14 protein-coding genes are annotated in these 15,111 nt (G+C 73.2%); 7 read left to right on the top strand and 7 right to left on the bottom strand.

Translation table 11 applies throughout. From position 1 onward, the window contains the following. Positions 1 to 114: 114 nt before the first annotated feature. A complete protein-coding gene (locus ACGFYV_RS27315) occupies positions 115 to 690 on the bottom strand; it encodes a TerD family protein (RefSeq protein ID WP_393881125.1) in 576 nt (191 codons plus the stop codon). Positions 691 to 836: 146 nt separating this feature from the next. On the opposite strand from ACGFYV_RS27315, the gene arfB reads away from it, so the two are divergent. Both arfB and ACGFYV_RS27305 read left to right on the top strand, forming a co-directional pair. Continuing rightward, positions 837 to 1,274: an alternative ribosome rescue aminoacyl-tRNA hydrolase ArfB gene (gene arfB, locus ACGFYV_RS27310; protein ID WP_393881124.1), complete on the top strand. Its 438-nt coding sequence runs from the start codon at positions 837 to 839 to the stop codon at positions 1,272 to 1,274. A 105-nt stretch (positions 1,275 to 1,379) separates the two neighbouring features. Continuing rightward, entirely contained in the window at positions 1,380 to 2,261 is an 882-nt protein-coding gene (locus tag ACGFYV_RS27305) for a sigma-70 family RNA polymerase sigma factor (protein WP_393881123.1), read from the top strand. A gap of 77 nt (positions 2,262 to 2,338) precedes the next feature. On the opposite strand, the gene ACGFYV_RS27300 is transcribed toward ACGFYV_RS27305, so the two are convergent. Further along, complete coding sequence (locus ACGFYV_RS27300; RefSeq protein WP_393881122.1) at positions 2,339 to 2,797, bottom strand: GNAT family N-acetyltransferase; 459 nt, start codon at positions 2,795 to 2,797, stop codon at positions 2,339 to 2,341. 69 nt (positions 2,798 to 2,866) lie between these two features. Beyond that, positions 2,867 to 3,439: a flavin reductase family protein gene (locus ACGFYV_RS27295; RefSeq protein ID WP_393881121.1), complete on the bottom strand. Its 573-nt coding sequence runs from the start codon at positions 3,437 to 3,439 to the stop codon at positions 2,867 to 2,869. Between the two features lie 357 nt (positions 3,440 to 3,796). On the opposite strand from ACGFYV_RS27295, the gene cdgB reads away from it, so the two are divergent. Beyond that, on the top strand, positions 3,797 to 5,467 hold the full coding sequence (cdgB, locus tag ACGFYV_RS27290; protein WP_393881120.1) for a diguanylate cyclase CdgB: 1,671 nt from the start codon (positions 3,797 to 3,799) through the stop codon (positions 5,465 to 5,467). 118 nt (positions 5,468 to 5,585) lie between these two features. Beyond that, positions 5,586 to 6,545 (top strand): carbohydrate-binding protein, encoded by a 960-nt coding sequence (locus tag ACGFYV_RS27285; RefSeq protein ID WP_393881119.1) that lies wholly within the window; start codon positions 5,586 to 5,588, stop codon positions 6,543 to 6,545. A gap of 141 nt (positions 6,546 to 6,686) precedes the next feature. Here ACGFYV_RS27285 and ACGFYV_RS27280 read toward each other — a convergent pair whose 3' ends face one another. From ACGFYV_RS27280 to ACGFYV_RS27270, 3 genes are all read right to left on the bottom strand, one after another. Beyond that, entirely contained in the window at positions 6,687 to 7,616 is a 930-nt protein-coding gene (locus tag ACGFYV_RS27280) for a 1-phosphofructokinase family hexose kinase (RefSeq protein ID WP_393881118.1), read from the bottom strand. A gap of 120 nt (positions 7,617 to 7,736) precedes the next feature. After that, positions 7,737 to 8,864 (bottom strand): N-acetylglucosamine-6-phosphate deacetylase, encoded by a 1,128-nt coding sequence (gene nagA, locus ACGFYV_RS27275; RefSeq protein WP_393881153.1) that lies wholly within the window; start codon positions 8,862 to 8,864, stop codon positions 7,737 to 7,739. A 104-nt stretch (positions 8,865 to 8,968) separates the two neighbouring features. After that, positions 8,969 to 9,910: an ROK family protein gene (locus tag ACGFYV_RS27270; protein WP_393881117.1), complete on the bottom strand. Its 942-nt coding sequence runs from the start codon at positions 9,908 to 9,910 to the stop codon at positions 8,969 to 8,971. Between the two features lie 155 nt (positions 9,911 to 10,065). On the opposite strand from ACGFYV_RS27270, the gene ACGFYV_RS27265 reads away from it, so the two are divergent. From ACGFYV_RS27265 to otsB, 3 genes are all read left to right on the top strand, one after another. After that, complete coding sequence (locus ACGFYV_RS27265) at positions 10,066 to 11,310, top strand: extracellular solute-binding protein (protein WP_393881116.1); 1,245 nt, start codon at positions 10,066 to 10,068, stop codon at positions 11,308 to 11,310. A gap of 34 nt (positions 11,311 to 11,344) precedes the next feature. Beyond that, positions 11,345 to 11,569, top strand: a complete 225-nt coding sequence (locus tag ACGFYV_RS27260; RefSeq protein WP_393881115.1) for a DUF3263 domain-containing protein — start codon at positions 11,345 to 11,347, stop codon at positions 11,567 to 11,569. 929 nt (positions 11,570 to 12,498) lie between these two features. Then, on the top strand, positions 12,499 to 13,335 hold the full coding sequence (gene otsB / locus ACGFYV_RS27255) for a trehalose-phosphatase (protein ID WP_393881114.1): 837 nt from the start codon (positions 12,499 to 12,501) through the stop codon (positions 13,333 to 13,335). A gap of 228 nt (positions 13,336 to 13,563) precedes the next feature. On the opposite strand, the gene ACGFYV_RS27250 is transcribed toward otsB, so the two are convergent. Next, complete coding sequence (locus ACGFYV_RS27250) at positions 13,564 to 14,979, bottom strand: trehalose-6-phosphate synthase (protein ID WP_393881113.1); 1,416 nt, start codon at positions 14,977 to 14,979, stop codon at positions 13,564 to 13,566. Positions 14,980 to 15,111: the final 132 nt, after the last annotated feature.

The following is a 15,111-nucleotide window of genomic DNA, read 5'->3' as shown; positions in this document are numbered from 1 at the left end:
GGCCGGGGCCACGGCGTGCGTGTGCCGTGGCCCCGGCCCCGCCGGGTGTGAGGCCGATCAGAGGCCGGCGAGTGCGACCGTGATCCCGTGATCGGAGATCACCGTGATCGCAGATCAGACGTTGACGCCGAAGTCCTGGGCGATGCCCACCAGGCCCGAGGCGTACCCCTGGCCCACCGCGCGGAACTTCCACTCCGCGCCGTTGCGGTACAGCTCGCCGAAGACCATGGCCGTCTCGGTGGCGGCGTCCTCGGAGAGGTCGTAGCGGGCGATCTCAGCGCCGCCGGCCTGGTTCACGATGCGGATGTAGGCGTTGCGGACCTGGCCGAAGTTCTGGCCGCGGTTCTCGGCGTCGTAGATGGAGACCGGGAAGACGATCTTGTCGATGTCGGCCGGGAGGGCGGCCAGGTTGACGTTGATGGCCTCGTCGTCGCCGGAGCCCTCGCCGGTGCGGTTGTCACCGGTGTGGACGATCGTGTTGTCCGGGGTCTGCTTGTTGTTGAAGAACACGAAGTGGCCGTCGGAGTAGACCTTGCCCTGCCCGTTCACCGCGATGGCGGAGGCGTCCAGGTCGAAGTCCGTGCCGGTGGTGGTGCGGACGTCCCAGCCGAGCCCCACGGTGACGGCGGTCAGGCCCGGAGCCTCCTTGGAGAGCGAGACGTTGCCACCCTTGGACAGGCTTACAGCCATGATGTGGGAGTCCTTCCCGTTAGGAATCTGTGCCGACGAAGCTACCGTCACCGAGAAGAACGTCGAGGGGGTCGCGGTGGTTCCTGATCTCTTTACTCTTTTTACTCTCGAAAACCGGGTGACGCGGGACGGGTGAAACCGGGACCATGGGACACATGTCCGGGCCCTACATCATCCGTGGCTCGGTCTCGCTTCCCGAGGCCGAGCTGACGTGGCGTTTCTCAAGGTCGTCGGGGCCCGGCGGGCAGCACGTCAACACCAGCGACTCGCAGGTGGAGCTGCGCTTCGACCTGGCGGCCACCGAGGCGTTGCCCCCGGTGTGGAAGCAGCGGGCGCTGGAGCGGCTGGCCGGGCGCCTGGTCGACGGGGTCGTCGTCGTACGGTCCTCCGAGCACCGCTCCCAGTGGCGCAACCGCGAGGCCGCCGCCGTACGCCTCACCTCCCTCCTCGCCGAGGCCACCGCCCCGCCCCCCAGACCCCGCCGCCCCACCCGCATCCCGCGCGGCATCAACGAACGCCGCCTGCGGGTGAAGAAGCAGCGCTCCGAGACCAAGCGGGGCCGCTCGGGCCGCGACTGGACGTAGCCTCGCGCCCGGCCACGGCTGTCACATTTCCTCCGCCCGTCCGTCATCCCACCGACGGCACGAAGAGAACGGGACGGAGAGGCGGACAAGCCCATGAGTGAGCCCATGAGCGAGCCCACGAGTGGGCCCTTGAGGGGCGGCGAGGACCTCGCCGAGCTGGCCCGGCGTTTCGAGGCGCACCGCACCCGTCTCCGTGCCGTCGCCCACCGCATGCTGGGGTCGGCCGCCGAGGCCGAGGACGCGGTCCAGGAGGCGTGGTTCCGGCTGAGCAGGACCGACGCCACGCGGGTGGAGAATCTCGCGGCCTGGCTGACCACGGTCGTCGGCCGGGTCTGCCTGGACATGCTCCGCTCCCGCGGGACCCGCGCCGAGGATCCCCTCGACACCTGGCGCCCCGCACCGTCCTCGGAGCCCGACCCCGCCCAGGACGCCCTGCTCGCCGACTCGGTCGGGGTCGCCCTTCTCGTCGTGCTCGACACCCTCACCCCCGCCGAGCGGCTGGCGTTCGTCCTGCACGACCTGTTCGCCGTGCCCTTCGACGAGGTCGCCGGGGTCCTCGGCCGGCAACCGGCCGCCGCCCGCCAGCTCGCCAGCCGGGCCCGCCGGCGGGTGCGGGGCGCGGAGGCCTCGGACAGCGGTCCGGGCCGGCAGCGCGCACTCGTCACCGCCTTCCTGGCCGCCGCCCGGGACGGCGACTTCGAGGGGCTGCTCGCCGTGCTCGACCCGGACGTGGTGGCCCGCAGCGAGGCCGGCGTGGCGACCGGCGCGAGGATGGTGGCCTCCGGCGCGGTGACCTATGCGAGCTTCGGCGACGCCGCCGCCTTCGCGGTGGTCGACGGCCTGCCCGGAGCGGTGGTCCTGGACTCCGAGGGCCGCCCGGAGCGGGCCCTGCGCTTCACCGTCGTCCGCGACCGCATCGCCGTCGTGGAGATCGTGACCGACCCGGAGCGGGTGGCCGACCTCACCATCGAGACCGAGCCGACCTAGCCGCTGGGCCACCTAGCCACTCGGCCACCTAGCCACCTGCCCGGCTGCCGGCCACCTGTCAACCCGGCCACCTGGTCTCACAGGTCCAGCACGCCGACCGTCTGGCCGCCGCTCGTCTCCCCGTTCGTGCGAAAGCCCAGCCGGAGGTAGAACTCCTCGGGGCCGTCCGGGCCGGGATGCCAGGTGACGTACAACTCCTTGGTGCCCCGGCGCCGCAGCTCCCCGGCGACGGAGCCGACGGCGAACCGGCCGTACCCGTTGCCCTGTTCCCCGGCGTCGATGTTCAGCCGCCACAGCCCGGAGCGGATCACGCTGGCGTCGCCGTGCCAGTCGATGTCGAGGAAGGCCATCAGAAAGCCGACCGGGCGGTCGCCGTCCACGATCAGGCGGGGCCAGGCGACACCGGCCGGGCGGACGTACGCCTCGGCGAGGGACTCCGCGACGGGCGTGACGGCGTGCTCCTGGTCGGGGCGCACACGGACGGCGAGCGCGGCGTCGAGATTCCGGGGGGTCAGCTTTTCCAGGCGAGGTGTCATCCGCGCACGGTAGGCAGGGTCCCGCCGTCCGGGCCAGGGAATTCCGGGCGGGTCCGGCCCGTCTTCGGCTCAGCCCAACTGCCGGTACCGGCCCCGGAAGTACAGCAGGGGGCCGCCGTCCGCGCTCGGTACGTGGGCGGTCAGGACGCGGCCGATGACGAGGGTGTGGTCGCCGGCCGGCACCCGCTGCTCCGTGCGGCACTCCAGGGTGGCGAGCGCGCCGCCCACCACGGGGGCGCCGGTGGCCTCCCCGCGCAGGTAGGGGATGTCGTCGAACAAAAGCCGGTCGCTGATACGGCCCTTCATCGCGAAGCGGCCCGCGATGTGCCGCTGGCTCTCGGAGAGCACCGAGACCGCCCACAGCGGCTGTTCGTCGAGCAGGTCGTCCATGCGGGAGCCCTCGCGCAGGCTGACCAGGACCAGCGGCGGGTCCAGGGAGACCGACATGAAGGCGGTGGCGGTCATGCCGACGTCCTCCATGGCCGGCGCGTTCGGGTCGTCGGGGTCCAGTGGCGGCTCCTGCGCGGTCACCAGGACCACGCCCGCGGCCAGCCGGGACATCGCGGCCCGGAACTCGTCGTTGCTCACCCCCTCAGCATGCCCGGAAGCTGGGGTGGCGGTGAGGGAGGGGGTCTTCAGCACACCGGAAACGCTAGTGTCCGCCTCGTACGCCCCGCATCGGGCCCCGGCCCGAGCCAGGTCCTAGGACCAGCGGACCAGCGGCCGGGGCGACTGAACGGACGCGGACCGGGCGACTGAGCGGCCCGCACATCGCAACCGTTCGTGCATCATGTGCGCACCGTCACGACGCTTACCGGTCGGCAACGCAAGGGGAAGACGCAGAAACCCGACTCAATTACTCACCTTTGCCTGTGACTTGAGTCACAAGGGGCAGGAATTGTTGACCCTGAGTACCGAGTGAGCAGCGCGCTGTGATTCAGTGGCGGGGAAGCTGAGATGACCCTTGATTCGCCGCGAGGTCTCGGGGGGAGGGCGAGTATGGAAACCGAGTCGGAACCGTATGTCCGCCTTGCGTCCCTCCGTCAGCTGCACCAGGTCATGGCCGACATGAACACGGCACGCAGCCTGGCGGACACCCTGCAGACCGTCTCCGACGGCGTGGTCGGCGCCCTCGGGTACGAGATGGCGTGCGTGAACCTCGTCCGCCAGGACGGCGACCTCGTCGTCGCCGCCTTCTCCGGGAACTCCGCCGCCGAGGCCCTGATCAGCGGCCGGGTCGGCTCCCGCGAGGCCTGGGAGCGGCGGCTGACCATGGGTGAGCAGTGGGGCGACCTGGTGTTCATCCCGCACACCGAGGGCTGGGTGCTGGACGACGACGACGTCCCGCAGTGGTTCACGGACGGGCCCGCCCCGCGCTTCGAGGACGAGTGGCACCCCTCCGACCGGCTCTTCGCGCCGATGTACACGCCCGGCGTGCAGGGCGGCACCTGCGGCGAGCTGCTCGGGGTCATATCGGTCGACCGCCCGCGCAACGGCCGGCACCCCGGCGCCTGGGGCCGCGAGGCCCTGCAGATGTACGCCTTCCAGGCCGCCATCGCCATCAGCAATGCGCGTCTACGTGCGAACATGCAGCGCGCCCTGGTCCGCCTGGAGCGCGAGCAGCAGGCGCTGCGGGCCAGCGAGGAGAGCTTCCGGCAGGCCTTCGAGTACGCCCCTTCCGGCATGGCCATCGCCGAGCTGGGCGGCGACCAGCACGGCCGCATCCTGCGGACGAACGACGCCCTGTGCCGCCTGCTGGGCCGCCCCGCCTCCGCGATGCGCCGCTACTCCTTCTCCGACCTCGTCCACCCCGAGGACATCGGCACCCTCCTGCGCACCTCCGCCGAGGGTGGCCGCGCCGAGCTGCGCCTGGGCCGCCGCGACGGCAGCTACGTCTGGGTGTCCCTGCGCAACTCCGTCGTCGCGGACGCCGCCGACGGCCCCCGCTTCCTGCTCACCCACGTCGAGGACATAGAGGAGCGCAAGCGCCGCGAGCTCCAGCTCGCCCACCGCGCCTCCCACGACTCCCTGACCGGGCTGCCGAACTCCGCCGAGCTGCGCTCCCGCCTCTCGTCGCGGCTGTGCCAGCGCCCGGCCCACTCCGGCGACGGCCTGCAGTCCACGGACGCGGCCTTCAGCCATCCCGCCTTCGGTCATCCCGCCTTCGACAGCCCCGGCCACGGCTTCGACTACCTGCCCGCGCCGCAGTCGTACGACGGCTTCGACCACCACGTCCACACCGCCACCCCCGAGGACGGCGGCGACGACGGCACCAAGGGCCTCGCGGTCCTCTTCTGCGACCTGGACGGCTTCAAGTCGATCAACGACCGGTTCGGTCACAACGCGGGCGACGCGGTCCTCATCGAGGTCGCGCGGCGCCTGTCCCGGGGCGTGCGCGACGGTGACACGGTCGCCCGGCTCGGCGGCGACGAGTTCGTGATCCTCGCCGACGGCCTCGGCAAGGCCGACGCCCAGGACCTGGCCGTACGCCTGCGCAACGAGATCATCCAGCCGATCCGCGCCGAGGGCCGGGCCGTCCGGGTGGGCGCGAGCTTCGGCATCGGCTGGGCACACTGCGGCATGACTGCGGACGAAGTGTTGAAGTCGGCCGACGAGCGGATGTACGTAGAGAAACGATCTCGTCCCAAACAACATCGACGTGCCGGCTGATCCGCAGGTCAGGGAATCGGTGCGGTCTGAGTCACCCGTTCGGAGCAACCGGACCAGGTAGGCTCGCCTTTCCAGCCCTGTTTCGCATCCGCCCGCACCTGTTGAGGAGTACCTAGGGATGACGCCCGGCGACAACGGCGCGAGCACGCCCGAGGACGAGGACCCGTTCGGCTACCTCTACGCCGATGGCCAGGCCAGAGGAGCCCAGCCGCCGTCCGGCGGTTACGGCTACCCGAACTCGGTCAACAGGGTGCGCGCGGTCGGCGAGCGCCAGTACGGCCAGTCCCAGGCCCCGTACGGCCAGCCTCAGGCTCAGTACGGCCAGCCCCAGGCCACGGTTCCGCAGCAGCAGGGTGGCTACGGCCAGCCGAACGCCCACTACCAGGCCCCCGAGACCCTTCCCGGCGGCGCCCCGGCCGGCCGCCGGCCCGCGCCCACCGGTGGCGGCCGTGGCGGCCCGAACACCAAGGGCCTGCTGATCGGCGCGATCGCGGTGGTCGCCGCCGTCGTCATCGGCATCAGTGTCGCGATGATCAACGGCAACTCGGACGACTCGGCCGGCAACGACCCCACCAGTCCCCCGGCCCAGTCCCAGACCGGCGAGCCGACCCCGTCCAAGACCGGCTCCGCCCCGGCGGGCGAGCTGCCGAAGTCGGACGCCCAGGCCCTTCAGCTGGCGGGCGGCGCCGCCAAGACCACGGGTGTCGAGGGCGCCAAGTCGGATGGCGGCGTCTACGTGGGCGGCCTGAGCACGGTCGGCGCCTCGGCGACCTGGACGGCGACCGTCCCCGAGGACGGCCCGTACACCCTCTTCGTGAACTACAGCGCCCCCAGCGCCGATCCGCAGTCGATGACGGTCACCGTCAACGGCAAGGAGTTCGGCAGCAAGCTGAGCCTGCAGAACTACGCGAAGGCCCCCGAGGGCGACTTCGCCAAGGGCTGGACGACCACGTACGTGTGGCCGACCCTGAACAAGGGCGACAACACGATCTCCATCTCCTGCCAGGCCGGCGACAAGTGCAACGTCCTGCTGGACCAGTTGTGGCTGAAGAAGGGCCAGGTCAAGCGGGACAGCTAGGGCGGCCTGCCCTGAGGACCGGGCGGCCTGCCCTGAGGACCGGGCGGCCTGCCCTGAGGACCGGGCGGCCTGCCCTGAGGACCGGGCGGCCTGTCCCGAGGACCGGGTGTCCTGCCCGAGAGCCAGGCAGTCAGGTCGGTCCTAGGCCGCGTTGAACACCCTTGTCACCGTGACCCGTTCGCGCAGCTGCTCGTAGGCCGCCTGGTCGAACTCGCCTGCGGCGGGTGCCCGTACGGTGGCCGCCGACAGGGCGACCGCACGGGCGAGGCGGTCGGGCCAGGGGAGGCGTTCGACCAGGCCGGACAGCAGGCCGGCGACCGCCGAGTCGCCGGCGCCGGTCGGGTTGCCGTGGACGCGGGCGGGCGGGGCGGCGCGCCAGCGGCCCTCCGGGGTGAGCGCGAACAGGCCCTCCGCGCCGAGGGAGGCCACGACCGCGTGGGCGCCCCGGCGGCGGGCGTCCTGGGTGGCGCGTGACGGCTCGTGGGAGCCGGTGAGTTCGGCCAGTTCCCCGGCGTTCGGCTTGACGATGTCCGGGCGGGCCGCGACCCCGCGGCGCAGCGGCTCCCCGCTGGTGTCCAGCAGCACCGGGACCCCGGCGGAGCGCGCCGAGCGGACCAGGGTCGCGTACGCGCCGACCGGCACCCCGGGCGGGAGGCTCCCGGACAGGGCCACCGCCGAGGCGGCGCCCAGCAGTTCCTCGTACCGGTCCAGAAAGGCGCCCCACTCGGCCGGTGCTATCTGCGGGCCCGGCTCGTTCAACTGGGTCGTGTCACCGGAGAGTTCGTCCACGACGGCGATCGTGCGCCGGGTCGCCCCCGCCACCGGCACCAGCGCGTCGGTCAACCCGGGTGTCCCGGTGAGCCGTTCGCGCACCGCCCGCCCCGTGCCGCCGCCCGCGAACCCGGTGACCGTCACCTCGTGCCCGAGCGCGGACAGCACCCGGGCCACGTTCACGCCCTTGCCGCCCGGCCGTTCGATGACGTCCGAGACGCGGTGCGAGGCGTGCGGCCGCAGGGACCGTACGCGATAGGTGATGTCGAGAGCGGTGTTCAGTGTGACCGTGAGGAGCACCCGGTCCGACCTCCCTCGAAGTTGGCACGTCTTCGGTTTCCGGGGGGCTCGATCATGCCAAACGGACGGCGACCGGCCCAGTGGCCGGACCGGCCCCCGTCGCGGGAAGTGCGGTACGGATCAGGGCAGTCGGGGTGCTACGACCCATTCGCCCTGCCGCATCACGCCCTTCAGGTCGAAGTTCGCGTCCAGCACCACCAGGTCGGCGTCCTTGCCGGGCTCCAGCGAGCCGATCCGGTCGGACATGCCGAGCAGCCGGGCCGGGTTCACGGACAGGGCGGCGACGGCGTCCCCGACCGGCAGCCGGTCGACGGTCACCGCCCGCTTGAACGCGCGGTCCATGGTGAGCGTGGAGCCGGCGATCGAGCCGCCCTGCACCAGCCGGGCCACCCCCTCGCTGACCTCGACCTCCAGCGGGCCGAGCATGTAGCGGCCGTCGCCGGTGCCGGCGGCGTCCATCGCGTCCGTGATGAACGCGACCCGGGCCGCGCCCGCGTGGTGGAACGCCAGCTCCAGCGCGGCCGGGTGCAGATGCGTGCCGTCGTTGATCAGCTCGACCGTCACCCGCTCGTCCTCCAGCAGGGCGGCGACCGGGCCGGGGGAGCGGTGGCCCAGGGCGGGCATGGCGTTGAAGAGGTGGGTGGCGACCGTGGCGCCCGCGTCGATGGCCTCGACCGTCTGCTCGTAGGTCGCGTCCGTGTGCCCGACCGCGGCGATCACCCCGTGCTCCGCGAGCAGCCGTACGGAGTCGACACCGCCCGGCAGTTCGGCGGCGAGCGTGACCATCTTCGCCCTGCCGCGCGCCGCGTCGATCAGCTTGCGCACCTCGGCGGGCTCGGGGTCGCGCAGCAGCTCCTCGGAGTGCGCGCCCTTGCGGCACGGGGAGATGAACGGGCCCTCGAAGTGGATGCCGGCGATCTCGCCCTGTTCGGCCAGCTCGCTCAGCAGCCCGGCCTGCCGGACCAGCAGGTCCATCTCGTCGGTGACGGTGGAGGCGACGAGGGTGGTGGTGCCGTGGGTGCGGTGCGTGCGGACGGCTTTCATGATCTCGTCGGGTGTGCCGGAGAAGGAGGCTCCGCCGCCGCCGTGGTTGTGGATGTCGACGAAGCCGGGGATCACCCAGTGGTTTCGTACGTCGATGACCTGGGCGTCTGCCGGGGCCGTGCGGGTGATGCGGGTGCCGTCGACGTTCACCTGGCCGTCTTTGACGGTTCCGGTGGGGAGGACCACGTTGGCGCCGGACAGCACCAGGGGCGTTCCGGCCGTCGCGGGCTGCGGGTGGGTGGTGGCCGGTCGCGCCCACGCGGCGGAGCCGCTTGTCGACGCGTCCCGCGCCCCTGGGTCGGCTGCCATCAGGGGGTTACCTCCGTACGGTTGGTGTGGTTGAGGAGATCCCGAGCGAGAAGGCCCGCGCCCAGGCAGCCCGCCGAGTCGCCCAGGGCGGCGGGGACGATGGCCGGGAGTTTCTGGAAGGTGACCCGCTGCCGGACGGCGTCCCGCAGGGGCTGGAACAACACTTCCCCGGCCTCGGCCAGGCCGCCACCGATGATCAGGGTGCGCGGGTCCAGCAGGGTGAGGGCGGTGACCAGGCCGTCGGCGAGGGCGTCCACCGCCTCCCGCCACACCCGGACGGCGTCCGGGTCGCCGGCCGCGACCGCCGTCGCGCAGTCGGCGGCGTCGGCGCCGGGTCTTCCCTGGGCCGTCGCCCAGGCCTCGCTGACGGCGGACGCGGAGGCGTACCGCTCCAGGCAGCCGCGCTGCCCGCACGGGCAGGGGGTGCCGCCGGGTCGTACGACGATGTGCCCGATCTCGCCGGCGAAGCCGTGCGCGCCGGCCTCCACCCGGCCGTCGAGGCCGATCGCGCCGGCGATGCCGGTGCCGAGCGGCACGAACAGGAAGCGGTCGGCGCCCCGGCCCGCGCCGATCCGGCCCTCGGCGAGGCCGCCGGTGCGCACGTCGTGGCCGAGGGCGACGGGGACGCCGAGCCGCTCGGCGAGCAGGGCGCGCAGGGGCACGTCCTTCCAGCCGAGGTTGGCGGCGTAGGCGGCGATGCCGCGCTCCTCGTCGACGATGCCGGGGACCGCGAGGCCGGCCGCTGCGGCCGGTTCGCCGTACTGCTCGATCCCGTGGGCGCGCAGCTCGGCGGCGAAGCCGAGGATGTTCTCGACCACCGCGTCGGGCCCGCGCTCGCGGCCGGTGGCCCGGCGGGCGCGGTGCAGGAGTGCGCCGTCGTCACCGACGAGGGCGGCCTTCATCCCGGTACCGCCCACGTCCAGGGCGATGACATGTCTCACGCGGCCTAGTGTGGCCCTCCGACCCGCGAGAGGTCTAGTCCACTCGCGTGGTGTAGACCTTATGGGTCCACATATCGGAACGGCCGGTCAACGGACGGCCAGACAGCGGGGTTGGGGTTTTGAGGGTGCGTCGGGGCAGGGCGGGAACGATCGCGGTGGTGTCCGTACTGGGCATGACAGCGGTCCTCGGTGGCTGCGGGATCACGGGGGACTCGGACGTGACCCTCAAGCTGGTCGCGGCCGACTACGGGGACTCGGCGGCCAACAGTTCCCGGACGTACTGGGACGGCCTGGCCGACGCGTACGAGTCCACGCACCCCGGCGTGAAGATCCAGGTCAGCGTCTACTCCTGGAACGACGTCGACCGCAAGGTCCAGGAGATGGTCGACGCCGGACACGCCCCCGACCTGGCCCAGATCGGCGCCTACGCCGACTACGCCGCCGCGGGCAAGCTGTACCAGACCTCCGACCTGCTCTCCATCGGCACCCAGGCCGACTTCCTCCCCCAGCTCTCCGACGCGGGCCAGTGGAACCACCTCCAGTACGGCATCCCCTTCGCCGCCTCCACCCGGGTCCTCTTCTACAACGAGGACCTGTTCGCCAAGGCCGCCATCACCCCGCCCACCACCTGGGCCGAGCTGGCCTCCGACGCCGCCGCGCTCAAGGCGGAGGGCGTGGAGTACCCGTTCGCGCTGCCGCTCGGCCACGAGGAGGCGCAGGCCGAGACCATGCAGTGGATGCTCAGCGGCGGCGGTGCCTACACCGACGACATCGGCACCTACACCCTCGACTCCGCCGAGAACACCAGGACCTTCACCTGGCTCAAGGACGAGCTGGTCGGCAAGGGGCTGACCGGTCCCGTCGCCCCGGGCAGCCTCAACCGCGCGGACGCCTTCGCGGCCTTCGCCGACGGCAAGGTCGGCATGCTCAACGGGCACCCCACGCTGATCCAGCAGGCGGCCAGGAAGGGCGTGAAGTTCGGCATGGTGCCGATGCCCGGACGCACCGGCGGGGCCGGGGCCGCGATGGGCGTCACCGACTGGATGACGGGCTTCAAGCAGAACGGGCACGCCGAGCAGATAGGCGACTTCCTCGACTTCGTGTACGCGAAGAAGAACGTCCTCGCCTTCTCCCGCGCATACGGCCTGCTGCCCGTCACCGGCTCCGCCTCCACCGCCATGAGCGCCTCGGACGCGGCCCCCGACCAGGCCCTGCACCCCTTCCTCGACCAGCTGCCGACCTCCGAGCAGTACCCCGTCGGCAAGACGTCGTGGGCGGCGGTCAGCGCGGCCGTGAAGAAGGACATCGGCCAGGCCGTCGCCCCCGGCGCCGACCCCGCCGGCGTCCTCGGCCGCCTGCAGACGAAGGCCACGGACGCGGACACCGCCGCCGCGAACTGACCCGCTGTCGGTGCCCGGCGCTACCGTGACCCCCATGGAACTGGGCACCCGCGAGAAGGCCATCCTCGCGCTGGAACGCCGGAGCTTCTCCGGCCCCGGCGCCAAGGAACGCGCGATCCGCGAGGAACTGCGCCTCCCCCCGGTCCGCTACTACCAACTCCTCAACGCCCTCCTCGACGACCCCCACGCCCTCGCCCACGACCCGATCACCATCAACCGCCTCCGCCGCCTCCGCGAATCCCGCCGACAAGACCGCTGAACGAGAATCGGACGAGCAGCGGGCAACGCGGAGAGGGCGGGCTGGGGGCTGAGTCGAAGGGGTGGGTAGACGGGCCGGGCCTAGGGTCGGGTGCTGGGGGGACCCTGAGGGGCGGGTCGAGGGGCCGAGTGCTGCGGGAACGCTGAGGGGGCGGGTCGAGGGGGCGGGCAGGCGGGGCGGGTGAGGCGCTGAGCGCCGCGGGGCGGGTTGAGGGGCTGAGTCGCGGGGCTGAGTGCGGCGGGAAGGCTGGGGGCCGAGTCGACAGGGCGGGTAGACGGGACGGGCCGAGGACCGGGTGCTGGGGGACGCAGAGGGGGCGGGGCGAGGGGCCGAGCCGACGGGGCGGGTTGAGGGGCTGAGTCGCGGGGCTGAGTGCGGCGGGAAGGCTGGGGGCCGAGTCGACAGGGCGGGTAGACGGGACGGGCCGAGGGCCGGGTGCTGGGGGACGCAGAGGGGGCGGGGCGAGGGGCCGAGCCGACGGGGCGGGTTGAGGGGCTGCGTCGAGGGGCTGAGTGTGGCGGGAAGGCTGAGGGTCGGGCTCGGGGCTGAGTCGGCGGGGCGGGCTGAGGGGACGGGCCGAGGGCCGGGTGCTGGGGGGACGCAGAGGGGGCGGGGCGAGGGGCTGAGTGCTGCGGGAACGCTGAGGGCCGGGCCGACGGGGCGGGCCGGGTGCCCGGTACGGGGTGCCGGGGAACGCTGAGGGGGCGGGTCGAGGGGCCGGGCCGACGGGGCGGGTAGACGGGACGGGCCGAGGGCCGGGTGCCCGGTACCGGGTGCCGGGTGCCGGGGGAACGCTGAGGGGGCGGGCCGGGGGCCGGGGTGTGGGTTGTTGCGGGTTTCGGCCGGCCGAGTCGGGTGGGGGTGGGGCGAATCGGAGCCGGGGGTGGAGGTCAGGAGTGAGTGGTGGTCGGGCTGGATAGGGTCGGGGTATGGAGGACCTTCTGCCGATCCCGGTGACGCAGGCCGGCCGGGACGGACTCGATGCGCTGCTCGCAAGGCCCACCGCGGCGGTCGTCGCTCTCGACTTCGACGGCACACTCGCCCCCATCGTCGCCGACCCCGAGCAGGCCCGCGCCCACCCCGGCGCCGTACCCGCCCTCGCCGCCCTCGCCCCGAAAGTCGCCTCCGTCGCCGTGGTCACCGGCAGGCCCGCCGGTGTCGCGGTCCGCTACGGCGGCTTCGCGGGCGTCCCCGGCCTGGACCACCTGACCGTCCTCGGCCACTACGGCGCCGAACGCTGGGACGCCGTGACCGGCACGGTCACCGCCCCGCCCCCGCACCCCGGCGTCGCCGCCGCCCGCGCCGAGCTGCCGGGCGTCCTGGACAGCGTCGGTGCCTGGCACGGTACGTGGGTCGAGGAGAAGGGGCGGGCCGTCGCCGTGCACACCCGTCGCGCGGAGGACCCCCAGGCCGCCTTCGACGCCCTGCGCGGCCCCCTCACCGACCTCGCCACCCGGCACGGCCTGATCGTCGAGCCCGGCCGGATGGTCCTCGAACTGCGCCCGCCCGGCATGGACAAGGGCGTCGCCCTCCTCGACCACATCCGGGCCATCGGCGCCGAGTCCGTCCTCTACGCCGGTGACGACCTCGGCGACCTCCCCGCCTACGCCGCCATCGACAAACTCCGCTCCGACGGCGTCCCCGGTCTGCTGGTGTGCAGCGGCAGCACCGAGGTCACCGAACTGGCGGAACGCGCCGACCTGGTGGTCGACGGCCCGGGGGGCGTCGTCACCCTCCTGCGGAACCTGGCCGCGCGGCTGGGCTGAACCAGCCACCAGCCGCCGGCCGCCAGCCACCGGCCGCCAGCCACCAGCCGCCGGCCGCGCGGCCAGCCACCAGCCACCAGCCGCCGGCCGCCAGCCGCCGGCCGCCGGCCGCCAGCCGCCAGCCACCAGCCGCCGGCCGCCGGCCGCCGGCCGCCAGCCGCCAGCCACCAGCCGCCGGCCGCCAGCCGCGCGGCCAGCCGCAGGCAACCAGCCACCAACAACCAGCGATCAGCCCAACGCGTCCAGCTGGTCCAGGAACCACCGCGCCGGCGGCAACGCCGTCCCCGCCGCCGCCAGCCTCTTCGACCGTTCCGCCCGCTCGTCCGCCGGCATGCCGAGCGCCTCGTGCAGCGCCCGCGCCGTCCCCCCGATGTCGTACGGGTTCACGACGACCGCGTCCTCGCCCAGCTCCTCGTACGCCCCCGCCTCCCGCGACAGCACCAGCGCGCACCCCCCGTCCGTCACGACCGGCACCTCCTTGGCGACCAGGTTCATGCCGTCCCGGATCGGGTTGACCAGCGCGACGTCCGCGAGCCGGTACGCGGCCAGCGACCGCGCGAAGTCGTCCTTCACATGGAGCACCACCGGCGTCCAGCCGGGCGTGCCGAACTCCCCGTTGATCTCCTGTGCGACCCGCCGCACCTCGGCCGTGTAGTCCCGGTACACGGCGAGGTCCTGCCGGGACGGATACGCGAAGGCCAGATGCACCACCCGCTCGCGCCACTCGGGGTGGTCGGTCAGCAGCCGCCGGTACGCCAGCAGTCCGCGCACGATGTTCTTCGACAGCTCCGTCCGGTCCACCCGGACGATCGTCCGGCGCCCCTCGCCGATCTCCTCCCGCAGCGTCGCCATCCGCTCGGACACGTCCGGCCGCCGCGCCCGCTCGCGCAGGAAGTCCGCGTCCGCCCCGAGCCCGTGCACCCCGATCCGGGTCCCGGACGGGATACCGGGGCCCAGGATCGCGTGGCAGCAGTCGGTGAACGCGTCCGCCCACCGCCGGGTCAGGAACGCCGCCCGGTCCGCGCCGAGGATGCCGGTGAGCAGCTCGGCCGCGATGTCGTCGGGCAGGAGGCGGAAGTAGTCCAGGGGCGCCCAGGGGGTGTGCGAGAAGTGGCCGATGCGCAGGTCCGGGCGGAGCTGGCGGAGCATCCGGGGGGCGAGCGCCAGGTGGTAGTCCTGGATCAGGACCGCCGCGCCCTCGGCCGCCTCCTCGGCCAGCGCCTCGGCGAAGGCGTGGTTGTAGGCCCGGTAGGCCTCCCACTGCCGCCGGAACTCCGCGTCGAAGACCGGCTCCAGCGGGGTCTGGTAGAGCATGTGGTGGACGAACCAGAGCACCGAGTTGGCGATGCCGTTGTAGGCGCCCGCGAACACCTCCGGGTCGATGCCGAGCATCCGCACCCGCTGCCCGCCGGTGTCCTCGTCCGGCAGCGGCCCGCCGCCCGCGCGCCGTACGGCCTCGCGGTCGCCCGCGCCGAGCGCCGCGCACACCCACACCGCGCCGGCCTCCGGCCCGATCGCCGACAGCCCCGAGACCAGCCCCCCGCCGCCCCGCTTGGCGTGCAGCGAACCGTCCTCGCGGACCTCGTACGAAACCGGGCCGCGGTTGGACGCGACCAGCACCTCAGCACCGTGGGTGGAAGCCATAAGACTGAACCTAGCCCGGCCCGGAAACGCTCAAACGCACGGTCTGCCCCGGAAGGGGGCTGTATACAGCCGGATACAGCCGGATACAGCCGATCACAGCCAGACACGGCCGAATACAGCCGGGCACAGCCG

The organism is Streptomyces sp. NPDC048297, from assembly GCF_043201585.1.
Lineage (GTDB): Bacteria > Actinomycetota > Actinomycetes > Streptomycetales > Streptomycetaceae > Streptomyces.
Note: the sequence above shows the minus strand (reverse complement) of the source record. Positions and strands in the feature narration are given on the sequence as shown.

Bases quoted from the DNA above. Each gene is read 5' to 3' on its own strand.
- ACGFYV_RS27315 (WP_393881125.1), bottom strand. From the start codon at position 690: ATGGCTGTAAGCCTGTCCAAGGGTGGCAACGTCTCGCTCTCCAAGGAG.
- arfB (WP_393881124.1), top strand. From the start codon at position 837: ATGGGACACATGTCCGGGCCCTACATCATCCGTGGCTCGGTCTCGCTT.
- ACGFYV_RS27305 (WP_393881123.1), top strand. From the start codon at position 1,380: ATGAGCGAGCCCACGAGTGGGCCCTTGAGGGGCGGCGAGGACCTCGCC.
- ACGFYV_RS27300 (WP_393881122.1), bottom strand. From the start codon at position 2,797: ATGACACCTCGCCTGGAAAAGCTGACCCCCCGGAATCTCGACGCCGCG.
- cdgB (WP_393881120.1), top strand. From the start codon at position 3,797: ATGGAAACCGAGTCGGAACCGTATGTCCGCCTTGCGTCCCTCCGTCAG.
- ACGFYV_RS27285 (WP_393881119.1), top strand. From the start codon at position 5,586: ATGACGCCCGGCGACAACGGCGCGAGCACGCCCGAGGACGAGGACCCG.
- ACGFYV_RS27260 (WP_393881115.1), top strand. From the start codon at position 11,345: ATGGAACTGGGCACCCGCGAGAAGGCCATCCTCGCGCTGGAACGCCGG.
- otsB (WP_393881114.1), top strand. From the start codon at position 12,499: ATGGAGGACCTTCTGCCGATCCCGGTGACGCAGGCCGGCCGGGACGGA.
- ACGFYV_RS27250 (WP_393881113.1), bottom strand. From the start codon at position 14,979: ATGGCTTCCACCCACGGTGCTGAGGTGCTGGTCGCGTCCAACCGCGGC.